The organism is Mycolicibacterium canariasense, assembly GCF_002101555.1.
Lineage (GTDB): Bacteria > Actinomycetota > Actinomycetes > Mycobacteriales > Mycobacteriaceae > Mycobacterium > Mycobacterium canariasense.
On record NZ_LQOL01000044.1, the window covers coordinates 26,282 to 44,027 of the forward strand.

The 17,746-nt window shown below is 65.3% G+C and carries 17 protein-coding genes; 9 read left to right on the forward strand and 8 right to left on the reverse strand.

Translation table 11 applies throughout. From position 1 onward, the window contains the following. Positions 1–2: 2 nt before the first annotated feature. The 5 genes from AWB94_RS11035 (at position 3) to AWB94_RS11055 (ending at position 9,241) form a co-directional block, all read left to right on the forward strand. A complete protein-coding gene (locus AWB94_RS11035; protein WP_062658064.1) occupies positions 3–6,311 on the forward strand; it encodes an anti-phage protein ProA in 6,309 nt (2,102 codons plus the stop codon). Continuing rightward, positions 6,308–7,369, forward strand: coding sequence for a DUF2510 domain-containing protein (locus AWB94_RS11040; protein WP_084395316.1), 1,062 nt, complete (start codon positions 6,308–6,310; stop codon positions 7,367–7,369). Before AWB94_RS11035 ends, AWB94_RS11040 begins: the two co-directional genes overlap by 4 nt. A gap of 186 nt (positions 7,370–7,555) precedes the next feature. After that, positions 7,556–7,912 carry a hypothetical protein gene (locus tag AWB94_RS11045; protein ID WP_062658066.1) on the forward strand — a complete coding sequence of 119 codons (357 nt, stop codon included), beginning with the start codon at positions 7,556–7,558 and terminating at the stop codon, positions 7,910–7,912. A 150-nt stretch (positions 7,913–8,062) separates the two neighbouring features. Beyond that, positions 8,063–8,353, forward strand: coding sequence for an ANTAR domain-containing protein (locus AWB94_RS11050; protein WP_062658067.1), 291 nt, complete (start codon positions 8,063–8,065; stop codon positions 8,351–8,353). Positions 8,354–8,392: 39 nt separating this feature from the next. Next, positions 8,393–9,241, forward strand: a complete 849-nt coding sequence (locus AWB94_RS11055) for an NAD(P)-dependent oxidoreductase (RefSeq protein WP_234811699.1) — start codon at positions 8,393–8,395, stop codon at positions 9,239–9,241. Between the two features lie 26 nt (positions 9,242–9,267). Here the strand turns inward: AWB94_RS11055 and AWB94_RS11060 are convergent, their stop codons facing one another. Together AWB94_RS11060 and AWB94_RS11065 are read right to left on the reverse strand one after the other, a co-directional pair. Continuing rightward, positions 9,268–9,651 (reverse strand): type II toxin-antitoxin system VapC family toxin, encoded by a 384-nt coding sequence (locus tag AWB94_RS11060; protein WP_062658069.1) that lies wholly within the window; start codon positions 9,649–9,651, stop codon positions 9,268–9,270. Continuing rightward, complete coding sequence (locus tag AWB94_RS11065) at positions 9,648–9,863, reverse strand: hypothetical protein (protein WP_062658070.1); 216 nt, start codon at positions 9,861–9,863, stop codon at positions 9,648–9,650. The genes AWB94_RS11060 and AWB94_RS11065 overlap by 4 nt, the downstream gene beginning before the upstream one ends. A 396-nt stretch (positions 9,864–10,259) precedes the next feature. Here AWB94_RS11065 and AWB94_RS11070 point away from each other — a divergent pair, with 396 nt between their 5' ends. After that, the gene (locus AWB94_RS11070) at positions 10,260–11,318 is read left to right on the forward strand and encodes a DUF7159 family protein (protein ID WP_062658071.1); all 1,059 of its coding nucleotides are present in this window, start codon (positions 10,260–10,262) and stop codon (positions 11,316–11,318) included. A 3-nt stretch (positions 11,319–11,321) separates the two neighbouring features. Here AWB94_RS11070 and AWB94_RS11075 read toward each other — a convergent pair whose 3' ends face one another. Continuing rightward, the gene (locus AWB94_RS11075; RefSeq protein ID WP_062658072.1) at positions 11,322–12,059 is read right to left on the reverse strand and encodes an SDR family oxidoreductase; all 738 of its coding nucleotides are present in this window, start codon (positions 12,057–12,059) and stop codon (positions 11,322–11,324) included. Between the two features lie 59 nt (positions 12,060–12,118). Between AWB94_RS11075 and AWB94_RS11080 the strand changes: the two genes are divergently transcribed. Then, on the forward strand, positions 12,119–12,529 hold the full coding sequence (locus AWB94_RS11080; protein WP_062658081.1) for a MerR family transcriptional regulator: 411 nt from the start codon (positions 12,119–12,121) through the stop codon (positions 12,527–12,529). A gap of 19 nt (positions 12,530–12,548) precedes the next feature. On the opposite strand, the gene AWB94_RS11085 is transcribed toward AWB94_RS11080, so the two are convergent. The 5 genes from AWB94_RS11085 to AWB94_RS11105 all read right to left on the reverse strand — a co-directional run bounded on the left by AWB94_RS11085 (position 12,549) and on the right by AWB94_RS11105 (position 16,210). Then, positions 12,549–13,136, reverse strand: coding sequence for a lipocalin-like domain-containing protein (locus AWB94_RS11085; RefSeq protein ID WP_308213695.1), 588 nt, complete (start codon positions 13,134–13,136; stop codon positions 12,549–12,551). 120 nt (positions 13,137–13,256) lie between these two features. Beyond that, on the reverse strand, positions 13,257–13,661 hold the full coding sequence (locus AWB94_RS11090; protein ID WP_131805352.1) for a hypothetical protein: 405 nt from the start codon (positions 13,659–13,661) through the stop codon (positions 13,257–13,259). 119 nt (positions 13,662–13,780) lie between these two features. Beyond that, complete coding sequence (locus tag AWB94_RS11095) at positions 13,781–14,263, reverse strand: hypothetical protein (protein ID WP_131805353.1); 483 nt, start codon at positions 14,261–14,263, stop codon at positions 13,781–13,783. Positions 14,264–14,356: 93 nt separating this feature from the next. Next, positions 14,357–15,901, reverse strand: coding sequence for a DUF4185 domain-containing protein (locus tag AWB94_RS11100; protein WP_062658075.1), 1,545 nt, complete (start codon positions 15,899–15,901; stop codon positions 14,357–14,359). A 3-nt stretch (positions 15,902–15,904) separates the two neighbouring features. Then, positions 15,905–16,210 carry a WXG100 family type VII secretion target gene (locus tag AWB94_RS11105; RefSeq protein WP_062658076.1) on the reverse strand — a complete coding sequence of 102 codons (306 nt, stop codon included), beginning with the start codon at positions 16,208–16,210 and terminating at the stop codon, positions 15,905–15,907. A gap of 82 nt (positions 16,211–16,292) precedes the next feature. On the opposite strand from AWB94_RS11105, the gene AWB94_RS11110 reads away from it, so the two are divergent. Then, the gene (locus AWB94_RS11110; RefSeq protein ID WP_062658077.1) at positions 16,293–17,201 is read left to right on the forward strand and encodes a haloalkane dehalogenase; all 909 of its coding nucleotides are present in this window, start codon (positions 16,293–16,295) and stop codon (positions 17,199–17,201) included. A gap of 194 nt (positions 17,202–17,395) precedes the next feature. After that, positions 17,396–17,719, forward strand: a complete 324-nt coding sequence (locus tag AWB94_RS11115; RefSeq protein ID WP_133058218.1) for a hypothetical protein — start codon at positions 17,396–17,398, stop codon at positions 17,717–17,719. Positions 17,720–17,746: the final 27 nt, after the last annotated feature.

Sequence of the window (17,746 nt, forward strand, 5' to 3'; positions counted from 1 at the left end):
CAGTGAAAGCCGTTGACCGCCATCAACTCGTCGGGCAGACACTGACCACGCTGGCCGGCGGCCTGTCGCCGTTCGTCAGCCAGGTGCTCAACCGCCTCTTGCCTCCGGGCACCGACTGGGCTGAACTGCTCCGGGCCAAGGATGCTGCGAACGGGCGCGGAGGCGGGGAATATCGCAGCCGCGACGTTTCGCTCATGCTGCGCGCGATGACCGAACGACTCGGTGACCTCGGCTATCCGTTCAACAAGGCCATGCCCAGACAGGCCGAGATCTACGCCAAGGAGCTGCGCGAGGTCCGCAACAAGTGGGCGCACACCGGCGAGTTCAGCGACGCCGAGACCTACCGCGCCATCGACTCGGCCGAACTGCTGCTCCGCGCCATCGGGTTCACCGACGTCGCGGAGCGCGTCCATCAGCTCAAAGCCGCGGTCGCGCCAGCGGCTCCCGTAGGCAGGCACGCCCTGGCAACCGCCGTCGAGCCCACAACCACGACCGCTCCGCCACCGCCGGCCGAGGACGCGCCGCGCATCGACATCGTCGCCATCAGCGACTTGAGCTATGCGATGGCCCATTGCCGCATCCCCGTCGTCGAGCACATCACCGTCGATAACACGGGCGGTGACCGACACGGCGCGGTCCTAGAGGTGAGCGTGGTCAGCGCCGACGGATCGCACGGTGACCCCGCCGAGATCCACCTCGACCTGCTCGCTCACCAACCCACCGTGTTGCGCACCGTCGACCTCAAACTCGATCCGGCGTCGATGCTGCGCGTCGATGAACAGCGTCCGGGTGAGATCCGTGTCGTCCTGCGGGACAACGCCGGTGCGGTCCTCGCCGAGGCCACCAAGGACGTCAACATCTTGGCCGCCACCCAGTGGAAGGCCACCCCGCCGCAGCTCGCACTCGAGATGCTCGCGACCTACATCCAGCCCAACGCCGCGACCGTCGCCACGCTGATGCTCGATGTCTCGGACCGGCTCAAAGCAGCGACCGGCAACTCGTCGTTGGACGGCTATCAGAGCGAGAGTCCCGAACGGGTCGATGCCATCGCCAGGGCAGTGTTCAACGCCATGAAGGCCCGCGACATCCGCTACGCCGAACCGCCGGCCAGTTGGGGCGACATCGGCCAGAAAGTCCGTACCCCGGCCGAGGTGCTCGACGGGCGCCTGGGTACCTGCCTGGACACCACCTTGGTGATGGCCGCGGTCTTCGAGCAGTGCGGCATCAACTCCACCATCTGGCTGCTGCGCGGTCACGCCTTCCTGGGTTACTGGCGCATCGACGGCGCCATGTCGAACGTCTCCACCACCGAGCCCATCGAGGTCATCAACCAGGTCGACCTGGGCCATATCGGACTCGTCGAGACAACGATGGTGACCCAGTCCGCCGCCGACCCGACGTTCGACGATGCCCGGCGCGCGCCGCGCAACCGGCACCTGGCAGAGAACCTGACCGACGTTCTCGGCGTCACCGACGTGCAGCAGGCTCGGCGGGCCCGGGTCTTCCCGCTGCCCAGCCGCAGTGTCGATGCTGACGGCAATGTCGTTGTCTCCGAATACAAGCCGGGAGCCGGCCCGGTCATCGCCCCATACACCCAGAGCGAATCCCGGCACGCGGCACAACCGGACGCGGTGCCCGCCCGCATCAGCCAGTGGAAGAACGCACTGCTGGACCTCAGCCTGCGCAACAAGCTGATCAACTACACCGACCGCGCGGGCTATCGGCTCGACGTGCCTAGCCCGGCACTGAGCCGCTTCGAGGACGCCATCAACGCCGGCGCCCAGATCTCGCTGCTGGGCTCCGACGAAGTCCAGAACGTCGACATCGCCCGCGGAATCCGCTTCGGCCGCGACTTACCGGAACCGGCCCGCGAACTGCTGCTCGCCGACAAGCACGGCGCCTACATCGACATCACGACGGCGTCCTACAAGAGCAAGCTGCGCTACCTGGCCAACAAGGCGAAGACCATCGTCGAAGAGACCGGCGCCAACAACCTCTATCTCGCCTTCGGGATGCTCAGCTGGGAACTGGCGGACCGGCCGCTGAAGTCACCGCTGGTCCTGGTGCCGGTGACACTGCGCACCACCAACCGGGGCGAACGCTACGTCATCGCTATGGACGAAGCGGGTGCGTCGACGCCGAATTACTGTCTCGTCGAGAAGCTGCGCACCTCACTGGGTCTGGAGATCCCGGCGCTGGCCCAGCCCGACGAGGACGCCTCGGGCATCGACCTGACCGGCACGTTCAACGCGGTCCGTCGGGCCGTCGCGGACGCCAAGCTGCCGTTCCTGGTCGAAGATACCGTCCACCTGTCCATTCTGCAGTTCGCGAAGTTCCCGCTGTGGAAGGACCTCGACGAATCGTGGAAAGAGCTGTCCCGCAATAGCTTGGTGCGCCACCTCATCGAGAACCCGCAGCGCCCTTTCGTCGATCCGGTCACCGACCGCGCTGAGCCGAACCTCGACGAACTCGGCACGACCGTGCCGGTGCCGGCCGACGCATCGCAGTTGCGCGCCGTGGCCGACGCCGTCGGCGGACGCACCTTTGTGCTGGAAGGGCCTCCCGGAACGGGCAAGTCGCAGACCATCACCAACCTGCTCGCGCACGCAATGGCGTCTGGGCGGCGGGTGCTGTTTGTCGCCGAGAAGCGTGCGGCCCTCGATGTCGTGAAGAAACGCCTGGAAAGTGTTGGGCTCGGCGAGCTCTCCCTTGATATCCACGACAAGTCCGCGCGGCCGGCGGCGGTGCGTGCGCAGATCAAACATGCGTTGGAGCTACGGCTAAACCACGACGCCGACTTGCTGAAGACCAAGCTGCAAGTCGCCGAATCAAGCAGGCATAGCCTTGCGCGCTACGCAGAACGGCTGCACGAACCGAACGCGGTGGGCCAGTCGCTGTACACCGCCCGGTCCTCGGAACTCGCCGCCGATCAGGACGTGACACCGCTTTCTGTACCGAAAAGCCTGGTCACCAACGCTGATCCGACGGTCTTCGACGCCGTCGCCCAGGCCCTTCGGACGTTGCCAGAGAAGGTGGACGATGCGCGTCCACGCCCGGATCACCCCTGGGCATTCGTCGATTCCGTCCCGCCGACCGGTCTTGACCCAGCCCGGATTCACAGCGCAGCGGTGATGTTCGACAACGCACTCGCCGAACTGCAGGCCGGTGGCATCGCGTTGGAAGTTCTCACCAGGTATCGCCACCCTAACGATGTCGATGTCTGGGCGGGACTAACTGCGGAACCGCGTTATCCGTTGGCGGGCCTGGATCAGCTGCACACACCACAGGGTCATGCACATTTGACCGGCATCGAACAGATGCTGGCCCATCTGCGCCAAACCACGCCGGAGTGGCTGTCGACCGTCACGCCCGCGGTCGTGGACCTTGATGTGCCGGCCATCCACGCCGCCGCGCTGGCCGCCGACCAATCCGGCTTCTTCGGTCGCAAGAAGCGCCGCCGTGCGGTGCTTGCGCAGCTGGCCGAGGTGCTGACGGTAGACCAGGCAGCGGTCGACCTCAAGACATTGTCGAAGCTCACCGAGCAGTTGCAGCAGGGGCACGCCGTGGTAACTGATCTGCGGCAACGGGTTTCGGCTCTGCCGGTGCCAGTGTTCGACCGGGCATGGAATCCGTTCATCCATGCGGATGCCACGCACCTTGCGGCGACGGTGAGTGCGGTGCGACGGGTCGGCGCGGTTCTGTCGACCGATCCTGCCCAACCGCGCCTTGCCGATTTGCGTGCGTTCTACAGTGCGCATGCCTCGGGAGCGTTCGCGTCGGCGTTGCAGGCTTGGTCAACCGGCTGGACGCAGTTGGCCCACGCGACGGGCGCCGACGTGTTCGGAGAGGGCTTCATCGCCCGGTGGTGGTCGGGCCGCGATGGGCGCAAGCTGGAGTCACCGGTGACGATCGAACGCTGGGTTGCCCTGCTGCAGCACGTCGAACCGCTGGTTCGCGCGGACATGCCGGACGCCAGGGCGCAGATCCTCGCCGGCAACGTCGCGGCCGAAGACGCCAGCCTGGCGTTCGACCGCGGGGTGGCCGTCACGTCGATCTCTGAGCGTCTCGACGCCAGTGGGCTCAGCGAATTCGATGTGGCCGCCCACGGCAAGGCGATCGACCGGTTCACCAGCAGCGCCGCAGCGATCCGCGACGAGTTGTGCCGGTCGATTCCTGCCGGATTATTGGCCGCGCGCAGATTCGACGCCTACACCGAGAGCGGGCAGGTTGGTCTGCTCAAGCGCCAACTGGACCGCAAACGCGGCGGGATGAGCGTCCGGGGCTTGATGGACAACTTCGGCGAACTGATCACCCAGATCATGCCCTGCACGTTGATGAGCCCCGATTCGGTGGCGCGGTTCTTCCCGGCGCAGCCGGACATCTTCGACATCGTCGTGTTCGACGAGGCGTCACAGATCCGGGTCGCCGACGCCGTCGGTGCGATGGGTCGTGCGAAAGCCGTTGTGGTGATCGGGGACAGCAAGCAGATGCCACCTACCAGCTTCGCCGAGACCAACGCGGCCGTCGACGAGGAGAAAGTGGATGCCAACCCTGAGGTGGTCGCGGACGAGGAATCGATCCTCAGCGAATGCGTGCAGGCGTTGGTGCCGCAGCAGTGGCTGTCCTGGCACTACCGCAGCCAGGACGAGGCGCTCATCGCCTTCAGCAACATCCACTACTACAACGGCCGGCTGGCATCGTTCCCCGCGCCACGGACGTCCGCGTCGGGGCATGGCATCTCGCTCGTTCGAGTCGACGGGCACTTCGAGCGGTCCGGCAAGGGAAAGACACTACGCACCAACCGGGTCGAAGCTGACCGCATCGTGGCTGACATCCGCCGCCGGTTCGCCGAATCGCCTGACAAGGCACCCTCGATCGGTGTCATCACCTTCAACGCGCAACAGCGCGACCTGATCGAAAACCTGTTGCGTGACACAGGGGATGAGCGGCTGCTGCAGGCGTTGGACCATCCGGATGGGCTATTTGTCAAGAACCTGGAGAATGTGCAGGGCGACGAGCGCGACACCATCTTGTTCTCGGTCGCGTTCAGCAAGAATGACAAGGGATTTGTGCCGCTGAACTTCGGTCCGCTGTCGCGGCCGGGCGGAGAACGTCGGCTCAATGTCGCTATCACCCGCGCCCGTTGTGAGGTGGTGCTCTATGCCAGCTTCGACCCGGGTGATCTCCGTGCCGAGGAGACGACGCAGGTCGGCACCAAGCATCTGCGCGCCTACCTGGAGATGGCTCAGCGGGGCGTGGAGACCATCACCCAGGGCGGTCGGCGCAATGCCGTGATCGATCGGCACCGCGACGACATCGCCGTCGCACTGCGTGCCGAGGATCTTGTGGTCCGATCCGACGTCGGCCTGTCCGACTTCCGCGTCGATCTGGTGGTATCCGATCCGGACGAACCCGACCAGCCGTTGGTGGCGATCCTGCTCGACGGCACCGAGTGGTACGGCCGCCGTACGGTTGCCGATCGCGACGGACTCCCGGTCGATGTGCTGTCGAACCTGCTGCACTGGCCAGGAGTCGAGCGAATCTGGTTGCCGGAATGGCTGAGTCAGCGCGAGGCCACGATAACGCGTATTCGTGATGCGGTGGCGGCTGCGAAGCAGCGGCGAACAAAGCCGCCCGTTGCCCAGCCCGTTGAAGTGCCTTTCCCGCCGGCTCAACCAGAGGTTGTGGCATTCAAGTCGGCGTCTGCCCTTACGTCGCAGCCCCGCCCGACAGATGCACCGCGGCACTTCAACCTCGCTGACTACACTGGGTGGACGGCCGTCGTGATCGGCGGCGTGAGCGTGCTCGACGAGATCCACACCAGTTACAACCGCTCTCACGTCTTGAAGATCATCGAGTCGATCATCGAGGCGGAAGCACCGGTGCACAAAGATCGGTTGGCGAAGCTGGTGGGTGGCGCGTTCGGGCTTTCGCGGGTCAGCGAGGATCGCAAGCGGGTCATCCAGAGCATGGTCCCGGATGAGTTCGCCCGGGCCGAGGACGCGGACTTCTACTGGCCCACAGGAATTCAGCCGCAGACATGGCAGACGGTCCGAGTACCCAAGGCGGGGGAAAATCGCCCGATCGACGAGGTAAGTCTCGTGGAGATCGGCAATGCAATGGTGGTCGTCGCTGCGCAATCCGGTGGCGCTGTGAAGGACGATCTCAAACGCCAAGCCATGGCCTTGTTCGGAGTAAAACGGATGGGCGCGGGTGTGGCGGTGCGCCTCGACGCTGCGCTGGAACGTGCAGTTGCCGTTGGGAAGTTGAGGGTGGCGCCGTCGGGTGTTGTGGTGACGGGGGCAGCATGAGTGCCAGGCCGGAACATTACGAGCTCTGGAATCAGCAGCGTAGTGACTGGTGCAACTATGACATCGTCGGCGAGAAACACTATGGTGCAACGATTCGCAGTTTGCTTCCCGAGGACTGGCCGCGGGACGGATTCGAGCTTCGGCGAAACTTCGAGCTGGTTCCTGAGCCGGATAACGAGCATGATCGCTGGGCGATCTCGGTACGGGCGGATGGTCGTACCGTAGGGTACCTGCCTCGCGACGACTGCAAATCGTGGGCCAACGCGGTTCGTCGAGTGATTGCATCCGGCTTCATTCCGGTCGTGCCGGGACGGCTCTACGCGTTCGACGTAGTGCGCTGGGACGACTGGGACGGGCGAGGCGGTTTGGCGGCGGACTTCGCGGCGAAAGTGCAAGTCAAGCTGGGTGATCCGCAGTGTGCACTACCGATCAACGACCCGCCGTCAGTGCCTTACACGATCATTCCCCGTTCGACGATTGTTCAGGTAACGAAAGAAGACGAACACTCGGATGCTCTGCTGAAGTTCGTTCCGACTGGCGGCCACGGGATGTTGTACGCCTCGCTTCATGAATGCGCGTCGGCCAGTGCTGGGGCTGCGAAGTCGGTGGTGGAAGTCCGAATCGACGATGAAAGGATCGGTCAGCTGACACCGCAAATGAGTCAGCGATTCCTACCGATGATTCGTCACCTCGCATCGCGAGGATTGGTAACGGTTTGTTGGGGGGACATCAAGGGATCAGCGGTCGCCGCGGAAGTCCGCATCGACGGCATCAAGGCGAATGAGGCGGACAGCGCCGTTCTCGATGGTGAGCTCGTCACGCTTCCCAGATTGGTGGCGGTTGAGGTGGATCCATTGGATTACGTGCTTTCCGGGGAAGTCGAGAGTTCGGTGCAACTGCCGGCCCGGTATGACCCCGAGCCCGAACGGCCAGCTCTACCTACGATGCCGGCCGCAGCGCCTCCGCTGCCGCCAGCGTCGTGGTACGAAGATCCTGGTGATCCGCGAATGTTCCGCTACTGGGACGGAAACCGATGGACCCGAGCACGTGGCGCCTAAGGTCAACTAGCCGGCTCCTTTTCGTCGTCCCTAGTGTCGGACGCCCGCCACGGCCAAAACCGTGCTCCGTCTGAGCCGCGCACTCCGCGGGTCGGTCCGAGCCCGAACCAAAGCAGTCGATGTCGCCGGGCGCTGATGAGTAGTTTTACCGATGTGCCGCAGTGTCCTTTGCCGCAGGGTGGCGGTATGCCCGCTGAGTTCCCCGCTTACACCGCTCGCGAATCAATCTCCCGCCCAGCCGGTCTCGGCCTGATGCTGTGTTGCTGCTCAGCCATCTGCCTCGCAGTAGCTGCGGTGCTTACGTTGACGGTCTGGGGCAGCCCAGAGTTCGCCGCAGACTTCGATGGCGGTACCCGTACCGCGCAGGTTTCCGCAGATCTTCACCTGGCGACCGGTTTGCTCATTGGTGGCGTGCTAGCTGCGACTGGCGGCATCATCTGGGGCGGTGGCCACAATGTGCGCGCCGTCGGCATTCTGCTGCTCTTGTTGGGGGCGCCGGGAGTGGCGATCCTGACGCTGCCCCTGCTGGACTACTACGGCTGATCCGCCGTGCTGTGCTCGACCACACACGCCTTCACCGCCAGTTGTGATTAAACCCCAGGCAGACGGGGTATCAGCGTCCCGCTGGCACCGATGCTCCCTCCAGGAACATGGTCCCGCTCATCGTTGGAGAACGTGAAGGAGTGCTGACGAATGTTTGCCCAAGATGCCAGGTCGGGTGCAGTGGTCGGATCGGACGAGCAGCGATTGCTCGCCGCCGCTGAAGGTGTGTTGTTGGCACTTCGTCGCTATACCCCACAGGCCGCGGCCGATGAGCTGCGTACCGCCGCACGCCGGCACGGTGTGCCACTGTCGACCATCGCGCTTGCTCTGGTCGATCTGGCGTCCTGCCGCCAGGTGGAGGGGACGCCGGGTCCGGCCCATATTGCGGCGCAAGAGGAATGGGGCTCGTTGCTTGGCAGTTCCGCGGCGGCCGCAGCCTAGGCTGCGCGCGGCGCCGGCGCCCGCGGCAGAATGACTCTCATGCGAGTCGCGGTTCTTGGTACGGGCGCCATGGGCGCCGGCATGGCGCAGTCCCTGCTCCGCGAGGGGATCGACGTCGTGGTGTGGAACCGCACACCGGAGCGCGCGCAGCCGTTGGCCGCCTCAGGTGCGGAGGTGGCGTCCGATCCCGCTGAGGCCGTCGCTGGAGCGGACGTCGTCGTTGCCATCCTCTTCGACACGACGGCAACCCTGGAGGTGATGGGGACCGCGCTGCCTGCGATGGCCGACGGCGCCGTCTTCGTACAATGCGCCACCGTCGGTATCGAGGGCGCCGCCCAAGCTGCGGCCGCCGCCGCTGAGCATGGTGTCGCCTTCCTGGACTGCCCGGTGTTGGGCACCAAAGCGCCGGCCGAGCAGGGCAAACTGGTGATGTTGCCGTCCGGTGATCGCAGCTTGCTCCAACGGGTGCAGCCGGCGTTCGACGCCATGGGCACCAAGACGCTCTGGGCAGGCGACGAGCCGGGGATGGGATCGCGGCTCAAACTTGTCTGCAATGCCTGGATCGGCGCGCTCGCTGCGGCCATCGGGCAGTCGTTCGCGCTGGCGAAAAGCCTTGGCGTCGACCAGCAGCTGATCCTGGACGCGTTCGACGGCTCGGCGGCGGGTTCGCCCTATCTGCAGGCGAAGGGCAAGGCGATCCTCGAATCGTCCTTCGCGCCGCAATTCAGCGTCGACGGCGTCCGCAAGGACACCGGATTGATCCGCGACGCGATCATCGCTTCGGGGCTGTCGACCGCATTGGTCGACGGGGTTCGGGCGGCCTTCGATGCCGCGAGCGCGGCCGGGCACGGCGACGAGGATATGGCGGCGGTCTACTTCGGGTTCTGACCGGTGGGACCGTCCGCGGCGGAACCTCAGTTCGGAACGACGGTGACCGCACAGCGGATGCCTGGCGCTCGACTCAACCGCGCGTCCGCGGTCAGCAAGGGGCACTCCAGGGCCTCCGCCAATGCCACATACATCGCGTCGTACGCCGTCACCGTGTCCCGAAGCTCCCAGACTCGCTCCAACAACGGTTGCGCGGCATACCGATTCATGCCCAGTCTCGCCCAGACATCAATCGCTTGCCGGGCCTGCGCAGGCGTCAGGGCACCCGTGGCGGTCTGTCTGCGCAGGGTGCTGAGTACCTCGGCGTCCACCAGGTGCGGGGCATTGACGACTTGTTCGGAGGCGAGGCGCCGCGCCTGCCCACCGTTCAGCAAGGCCGCGATCGCTGCAGAGGCATCGAGGACGATCACCGGCGCTCGGCGGCTACGTCGGCCGCGATGTCGGCCGCCGGGATAGCCAAGTCCGGTAACGAGGCGAGCAGTGCTGCGTTGTCGACGCGTCGCGTCGCTGCGTCGAGCTCGCGGATCGCGACTGCCGTCACCGATGAGTTGGTGGCGCGCGCCAACCTTGCGAGGCGGTCCATAACCTCGTCGGGGACGTTGCGGATGTGTAGCGTGCGCATACCCCAACTGTAGCGGTGATACAGCTAGATGCTAGCAATCTGCAACCAAACCATACCCATACACCAGCGGGCAGTGAGGCGACATGGTTACGAGTCGAACGACGCGCATCACCGTCGACTTCGCTCTGACCTGCGCAATCAGCCTCCGAGACGCCACACAGACGCGTGAGTGCAACGATGTCGATCTGGTTCGCCGGGGGCTGGGCACACCTGTCGCTTCAGCATCGATCCACTCCAACCGTCGCCCGGCAGCTCGTACCCACGATTCGGGACTGGCCGGGCCTTACGTCGCCGTCGCACGGGCCACCGGCCAGACGTGACGGTGTGGCCTGCGCTGAGCCCATGGTCACAAATGGGTAACCTCAACCCGAGAGTCGATGGATCAGGGGGAACTCCATGAGCCTCGTACTGGGCCTTTCGGTGACGACGAGGGATGTTCGCGGCGAGCTGGTTGACGGTGCCACTGGCCAGGGCGAGCACCTGGACCGCATCGTGCTCGACGCCGCCGACGTGGAGGACTACCTGGCCACCCTGCCTGCCGACGAAGACCTGCACGCCGTCGGTCTGACCTGGACGCCGGACGCCGAGTCGGCCGCCATCAAGGTTCGCGAGGCGCTCGACGTCTACGGCGGGGGAGCGCGCGTGGTGGCCGTTCGCGAGGTCGAGGCGACCGAGGCGCTGGCCCGCGGCATCGCCGAGATGACCGGTCACGATTTCCTGGTCGTCTGCATCGTCGAGCCGGATTCCGCGATGGTCGCGACGGTCGACGGCTTCAGCGTGGAGGTCGAGCAGATCGAGCGGATGGACGCCGCGACCCTGATCGACCGGGTGTGCGCGGTTGTGCGCAGCGCGCGCCCCAGCCCCGACGTGGTGTTCGTCCTGGGCTCCGAAAATGCCGACGAGCTGGTTGACGCCCTGCAGCAGGAGACGGACCGCCCGGTGGTCACCGCAACCGAGGCGGATTTCGCGCTGACCCGGGGCGCCGCCCTGGCCTCGGCGTACGCGGCGAGCCTGCCTCAACCGGAACCGCGCGCGCCGCGGTTCACGCGGGTGCGCCTGCTGACTTCGGCGCTGGGCGTGGCGAGTGTGGCGTTGGTGGTGTCGGTGTCGGTGGTCATCGGATCGCAAGGACTGCCTGAGCACAGCAACCGGACGACCGAGCCCGTCGCCGCATCGGCGCCGATCGCACGTCCGGCCCCGCCGGCGCCGAGTGCCGAGACCGTCCGTGCACTGGCGCGCGAACCGTTTGCGTTGATGAATTTGCCTGTCGCGCAAGCACCGCCACCGCCCGCGGCGCCCGTACCCGTCGCGCCGCCGCCCGCGCCCGAACCCGCCGCGCCGGCCAACGTGTCACCGGCCCCGCCGGTCTACGTTCCGCCGGCGGCCCCGCCGCCCCAGCCGCGGCTGCGTGACCGCATCTTGGACAAGATCCCGATCATCGGCCGCTTCCGCTGACGCTTACCGGTGGGTGAGTCCGCCGTCGACGGGGTACTGGCTGGCCGTGACGTAGCTCGCGTCATCGGAAAGCAGGAACAGCGCCACCGCCGCCGCTTCGTCGGCGCTGCCCACCCTGCCGAGCGGCACGCGGCTGACCACGCCGGCCTCGAACGTCGAACGAGTCGTGTCGTCCATGAAGCTGCGAAAGTCGGTGCTGATCGCGCCCGGCACCAGCGTGTTCACCCGGATGCCACGCGGCGCCAACTCGGCGGCCCAACTCCGCGCTGCGGCGATCAGGGCTGCCTTGGTGGCCGCGTACACCGCGGTGCGCGGTGCCCCCTCGTAGGTCGAGGTGGACGACGTGACCACCACGGACGCCCCGTCGGTCAAGCTGTCGGACAGCGCGGCCAGTTGCAGCAAGGGGCCGCGGACATTGGTTGCCATCATGGCGTCGAAGAGTTTGGCGTCGGTGTCGGCAATCGTGGCGATATCGGCGTAACCGGCGTTGAGCCACAGTCCGTCGATGCCGCCGCCGGCGTTGGCTTGCGCGAGGGCACTTCCGGTGTCCGGCGTGGAGGCATCATTGAAAATGACTGTTGCTGAGCCAATTTCACGCTGCGCCTGAGCGATCCGTGCCGGATGGGTACCGGTGAGCAGCAGCTCGGCACCCTCGTCGGCCAGTCGGCGGGCGCCGGCCAGGCCGATGCCGTTGGTCGCGCCGGTGATGACGATGCGCTTTCCGCGGAATCGAGGTGTCATGTCGGCGACGCTACGACCTAGAGTTGGCTCTAGGTCAAGTGCTGGGGGAGGTCCGTTGGATGACCGGCTACACCATCGGTGAGGTTGCGGAGGCGACCGGGCTCAGTGTGCACGCGTTGCGGTTCTACGAGCGCGAAGGCCTGTTCATCGAGCCGGTGGAACGCACCTCGAGCGACCGGCGCCGGTACAGCCAGACGAACGTCGACTGGTTGCGCATCTGCACGCGGCTGCGCGAATCACAGATGCCGCTCGCCGATCTCAAACGGTTCGCCGCCTTGGTGCGCGAAGGGCCCGGCAACGAGTCCGAACGCCTGGCGCTGCTCGATGCGCATCGCGCCCGCGTCGACGCGCAGATGCAGGCGCTGGAGCAGGCGCGCGACATCATCACCTGGAAGACCCAGCTCTACGAGACGAAGCTGCGCGACGGCGACGCCGAAGGCTTGTGGGACCCGACGGCTGCGTCGTCGTGATCAGACCTCGGGATCGGTCCTACCCATTCGTCACGCGTTCGAAGATGATCTCGATCGACGTACCGTCGGGACGGGTGAAGTGTTCGGTCATGCGATCACCGTCGACAGTGATGCGCAAATCCTTTGTCGTTCGCACGTTTCCGACCCAGTTGGGAAACGTGGCGCCCTCCACTCGGTTGCCGCTGAATTCGCCGTTTGCGTCGACGGTGTATGTGCCGAACATGCCGATGCTGCCCGCCATGGCGGCCCGGTTCTCTGCGTCGGTGCCTTCGCCTCGCACGTTGGAGGCGAAAGGGGCCACCGTGGAGTCGGTGAGGACCTCGACGTAGTGCATGTCCGGAGTGAACGTGAGTAGTCCGCTCGGCCGCTCGCCGTACGCCGGCACGGAGGTTCCCTCCCTCTCGATCGACGCGGCGACCATTCGCCAGGTTCCGAGCACCTGATTGGGTGGTGACGAGGGGGCTGAACAACTCGACAACATGATTGCCATGATTGCCGACCACACGGCGAGGGCGGCAGAACGCGCGATCATCGAGGGTCTGCTCCTGAGACTCGTAGCGTCGGCAACGGAACGCACTGCACAGTTAGATCTGCCGACAGATTCCATGGCTAGGTATCACGCTAAATGTGCTTCCGTGCACCAGCCAGGTATTCATGGCGAAGTCATAGACTCTGCCAAGCAATGCTGCTACGGCCGCCAGCGGCATTGCCGGTTCATCGTTGCGGGCTAAACCTTCGGCAGCCAGCCCGACCATGCCGGCGACAGGATGAAGCCGCGGCCTTGAGCGTCCTTGCAGGCAGTCGTTCCCTTGTCGTCGACACCGCAGACGGCGCCACCGACGGTGATCGAGTGGAACGGCGGGAGCGTCTTGATGGGCTGACCGTGGAATGCGTCGGTCGGGCTTTCTTCGTTCGTCTGCTTCAGGCCGGTCACCGTCCCGATCCAATTTGACCGATTGAGGCCCCTCGACGGGTCAGACGCCGCAGGAGGAAGTGCCGGCAGATTGTTTCCGCGACACTGAGGTTGTAGCGACGTGAAGTTACACACCACTCCGTCGGGGGTGAGGAAATAGGTCCCCGAGCTGAGGTGCCCCGGTGTGGTGGTGTCGATGCGATAGTCGGCGATGTCCACGGGGGCATATCCGTCGAGACTCAGGAACTTCGGTGTGTCGGCCTGCGTCTGGGACAGCGGGGCAGCGGCGAACAACGTTGTCGCGGCTGCTAGGACCGCCGGCCAGCGCATCTCAGCAACTAAACCTTCGGTAACCAGCCCGTCCACGACGGCGAGACGATGAATCCACGCCCTTGCGGATCCTTGCACGCGGTCGTACCTGAGTTACTGACACCGCAAACGGTTCCCTCAACGGTGATCGAATGGGCGGCGGGAAGAGTGTGAATCTGCTGCCCACGAATTGTAGTGCCATTTACATACCCGGGGTTCGAAGACTGATACAAGCCTTTCTGGGTATCGATATAGCTCACCCGCGAGTTGGGATCTTCCAACGCCGGGACGCTCGGAAGATTATTCCCGAAACACGCGGCGCCGCCATCGTCGATGACACACACGACTCCGCTGGGCGTCAGAAAGTAGTCGGTCATGGTCGGCTGTCGGCCGGGGTTATCGAAGGCAATCGCGTAGTCCTGAGTGTTCACTGGCGTGTAGCCACTGAGGTCTGGGAATTTCGGTGTGTCAGCGTGCGCCGCGGGCTGGTGAATCATGGCGAGCAGACTCACCGCGCCCAACGTCGTTCGTATCCGTCGCATCGCCGCCATGTTCCTCCCCAATGTCGCTGCCCGAATGATCTGTCGCGAAGTATGCCTGCCACGTTACGGGGGTCGGTTGGCGTTGACGATCACCTGTTGTGAGTTGTAGACGGAGCCCGGATTGGGTCCTCTTTGGTCGCTGTTCCACTGACTGGCGAGAATGTTCATGTTGTCCAATGTGGAGCCGGGCATGATGAACCCGCCGTAAGGCTGGGGAACGGCGCGTGAGTCGACAACTGTGGTTGGAACGCCCTGCATGATTTGAGTCGGGTCATTGGCAACCCGTAATTCAACGTTGCCGGTGGAGCCGTTGAATCCTGAAAGCACGGGTTTGCCGTCGATCTGCTGAAAGCTCAGTTCGCCGAATTTGACGCCTCGATCGGTCATCATGACCGGTGCGTCGTTCGGATCGCCAAATCCAGCGCCAGTCCACGGCCTCCAGGTACCTCGGTTACCGACATCGGTGCCTTGGTTGGGGTCGACCTGGTACATCGTCACGCCCGAACTTCGATCGAATGAGTCCGCAACGATGTAGATCTTGCCGTCTTGGCTGCTCTGGAAGCCGCTGATCTGGGTGGGTCTGGCCCCCTCGCCCGCGGCTGGCGCCCAGGAATTGGGAACTGGTTGCAATGGCTTGGAGAAGTCGCCGGTGACTTTTACCAGCCAGGACCCAGTCGGTTCGAGATTGTTCTTGGTGCCGACGACCATCATGTAGGTGTCTTTCCCCACCGTGAACGTGCCTCCGGGCAGGGTGTCATCGGCGCCGAGGGCGTAGTCCGGGATGGCGAACAGCTCGTTATCACTGCCCTTTGGGCCGGTCAAGGGGACGCCGTAGTGCGGCCGGCCCTGCGAGTCAAACGTCACGGGGACGGCGACTGACCGGTAGTGCGGATCAGCGCCGACATGGTCACCTTCGAACGCGTCACCGAAGATTGCCACCTGCTTCCCATCGGGCAATGTGACGACTTCGCCGAGGTCGGCGGCGCCGATGCCTGGTATGCCAGGGTCGCTCCCGGTACCAGCCACCGGACCGAGGTTACGGGCCTCGCCGCGCTTCAACGGACCAAGCATGATGTCGGGCAATGTCGAGGCTGAAGGCGCCGGCTCCGGCAACCCCGATGCCTTCGCGATCGCCTTGGCCAGCTCGTCGTCGATCCGATCGCCCTCGATGATCGCGTCGGCGATCCGCGCCTTCACCTCGGCGATCTTCTCGGACACCTTCGTCTGGGTCTCGGCGTCCATGTAGTCGTAGCTGGCCGGCTGGCTCACCTCGCCAGTCGCTAAATCCACCTTCACGGCGGGAGCCTCGGCCGCGAAATTGAGGATGTCCTTGACCTTGTTGGCCAGCGCGTCGGCTTCCTGGTGGGCAGTGTCGATCAGCGTGGCGGCCGCCTTTATTCGCTCGGCCTGCTTGTCGTGGTCACCGGCCGTCGAGAGCACCGCCTGCCGCGCGGTATCGCCGGACTCGCCGTCCCAGTCCGAGGCCTGCATCGCCGAGCGCAGAAAGTCGGCCGAATCGGCGTGATTTGTTGCGACATCATGGGCGGCCTTGCCCAGGTCACCGATCTCGGGCGGCCAGTTCAGCAGCTCCTGCAGGGTGAGCGCCACGGGCTACAAGTCGCGCCCGGCTGCCTCGATGTCCTCGGCAGCGCCACTATCGGTCTTGGTGTAAGCCTCCGCGGCCACCCGGTGACCATCCGCGTGCTTCTCGTGGTGAGCCGCGAACTGGGTGGCCGAGGTCTGCCACTCACTCAGCATCGCCGGCAACGCGGCGGCAGCCTTGCTGGCCCCGAGCGCCACCCCGCCCGCGCGCGACTGTGCTTGCGAGTGCGTCGTGGTGAACGACTCGGCGTGACTGCTCAGCGACTCCGCAGTCACCTGCAATTGGGCCGGATCGACCCGCAACGGCTTTGCCATGAGATTTGCCCCCTAACCCCACGATTCTAGGCCCGCGCCGAATCCCTCCGGAACACCAATTCAGCGCTGTACCTTCGACCCCGTGGAGATTCTGCGTACCCCCGACGACTGCTTCACCGATTTACCCGGTTACGGCTTCGAGCCGCACTACGCCGAGGTCACCGGCGCCGACGGCACCCCGGTGCGCATGCACTACATCGACGAGGGTCCGCCCGACGCGCCGGTCGTTCTGCTGCTGCACGGCGAGCCCAGCTGGTCCTATCTCTACCGGCACATGGTGCCGGTACTGGTGAATGCCGGACTGCGCGCCGTCGCCATCGACCTGGTGGGCTTCGGCCGCAGCGACAAGCCGACGCGGCGCACCGACTACACATATCAGGCACACGTGGACTGGGTGCGGGCCGCCATCGACGGAATTGGCCTGACCGCTATCACCCTGGTGTGCCAGGACTGGGGTGGGCTGATCGGCTTGCGCCTGGTCGGTGAAGAACCCGACCGGTTCAGCCGCGTGGTGGCCGCCAATACCTTCCTGCCGACCGGCGATCGACCGCCGGGCAAGGCGTTCCTGGCCTGGCAGCAGTTCAGCCAGCAGACACCGGTCTTCGACGCCGGCGCCATCGTCAACGGCGGCTGCACCTCGGCATTGCCCGACGATGTCATCGCCGCCTACAACGCCCCGTTTCCCGACGAGACCTTCAAGGAAGGCGCCCGGCAGTTCCCCACGCTGGTGCCGACCAGCCCGGACGACCCCGCCACCCCGGCCAACCGTGCGGCCTGGGAGTCGTTGGGGCGCTTCGAGAAACCTTTCCTGTGCGCGTTCTCCGACTCCGATCCGATCACCCGCGGCGGTGACCGGGTGCTCGCCGCGCACGTTCCCGGCGCCAGGGGCCACGAACCGGTCACCATCACCGACGCCGGCCACTTTCTGCAGGAAGACAAGGGTGCCGAGCTCGCCGCGGTCGTGGTGGCTTTCATCGAACGCACGAGCTAACCATCAGCTTCAACCTATGTTCAGCGATTTGCCAGCTGGCAGTGGCCTTTTCGTGATCGCGGGGCACACGTACACCGAACCATGACCGCGCACATAGCTTGTCCTTAAGGTCGATAGCAAAACTAACTATCAGACGTCCTCCCGATCCGCCGGCTGCGGTCCCCGGACGTCAAGGCTGGAAAGGATTGATGGACATGAGATTTGCGAAAGTCGTTTCTGCAGTGGGGATTACCGGCGTGCTCGCGATGGGTATCGGCACCGGTGTCGCCAGCGCCGACCCTTACTGGGGGCCGCCTGGACCGCACGGTCCCGGTTGGGGCCGCGGACCCGGACCCGCGGACTGGCATCACCCCGAGTGGGTCGGCTGGAACGACGGTTACCCGGCGCCGGGCTGGCGGCCACCGGAGGGCTGGGAACCGCCCGTCGACTGGAACAACCCCGGTGGTTGGGCTCCGCCGGCCGATTTCCGGCTCTTCATGATTGAGGGTGTAGAACGGTCAGCTGCTGTCGGCCTGTGATTGGGGTGTCTGGTTGGCTGGGTGTGC

What these genes read in the sequence shown, in the direction of transcription:
- AWB94_RS11085 (WP_308213695.1), bottom strand. Translation starts at nt 13,136, where the DNA reads ATGGAATCTGTCGGCAGATCTAACTGTGCAGTGCGTTCCGTTGCCGAC.
- AWB94_RS11065 (WP_062658070.1), bottom strand. Translation starts at nt 9,863, where the DNA reads ATGCGCACGCTACACATCCGCAACGTCCCCGACGAGGTTATGGACCGC.
- AWB94_RS11075 (WP_062658072.1), bottom strand. Translation starts at nt 12,059, where the DNA reads ATGACACCTCGATTCCGCGGAAAGCGCATCGTCATCACCGGCGCGACC.
- AWB94_RS11080 (WP_062658081.1), top strand. Translation starts at nt 12,119, where the DNA reads ATGACCGGCTACACCATCGGTGAGGTTGCGGAGGCGACCGGGCTCAGT.
- AWB94_RS11070 (WP_062658071.1), top strand. Translation starts at nt 10,260, where the DNA reads ATGAGCCTCGTACTGGGCCTTTCGGTGACGACGAGGGATGTTCGCGGC.
- AWB94_RS11045 (WP_062658066.1), top strand. Translation starts at nt 7,556, where the DNA reads ATGCCCGCTGAGTTCCCCGCTTACACCGCTCGCGAATCAATCTCCCGC.
- AWB94_RS11040 (WP_084395316.1), top strand. Translation starts at nt 6,308, where the DNA reads ATGAGTGCCAGGCCGGAACATTACGAGCTCTGGAATCAGCAGCGTAGT.
- AWB94_RS11105 (WP_062658076.1), bottom strand. Translation starts at nt 16,210, where the DNA reads ATGGCAAAGCCGTTGCGGGTCGATCCGGCCCAATTGCAGGTGACTGCG.
- AWB94_RS11050 (WP_062658067.1), top strand. Translation starts at nt 8,063, where the DNA reads ATGTTTGCCCAAGATGCCAGGTCGGGTGCAGTGGTCGGATCGGACGAG.
- AWB94_RS11055 (WP_234811699.1), top strand. Translation starts at nt 8,393, where the DNA reads ATGCGAGTCGCGGTTCTTGGTACGGGCGCCATGGGCGCCGGCATGGCG.
- AWB94_RS11115 (WP_133058218.1), top strand. Translation starts at nt 17,396, where the DNA reads ATGAGATTTGCGAAAGTCGTTTCTGCAGTGGGGATTACCGGCGTGCTC.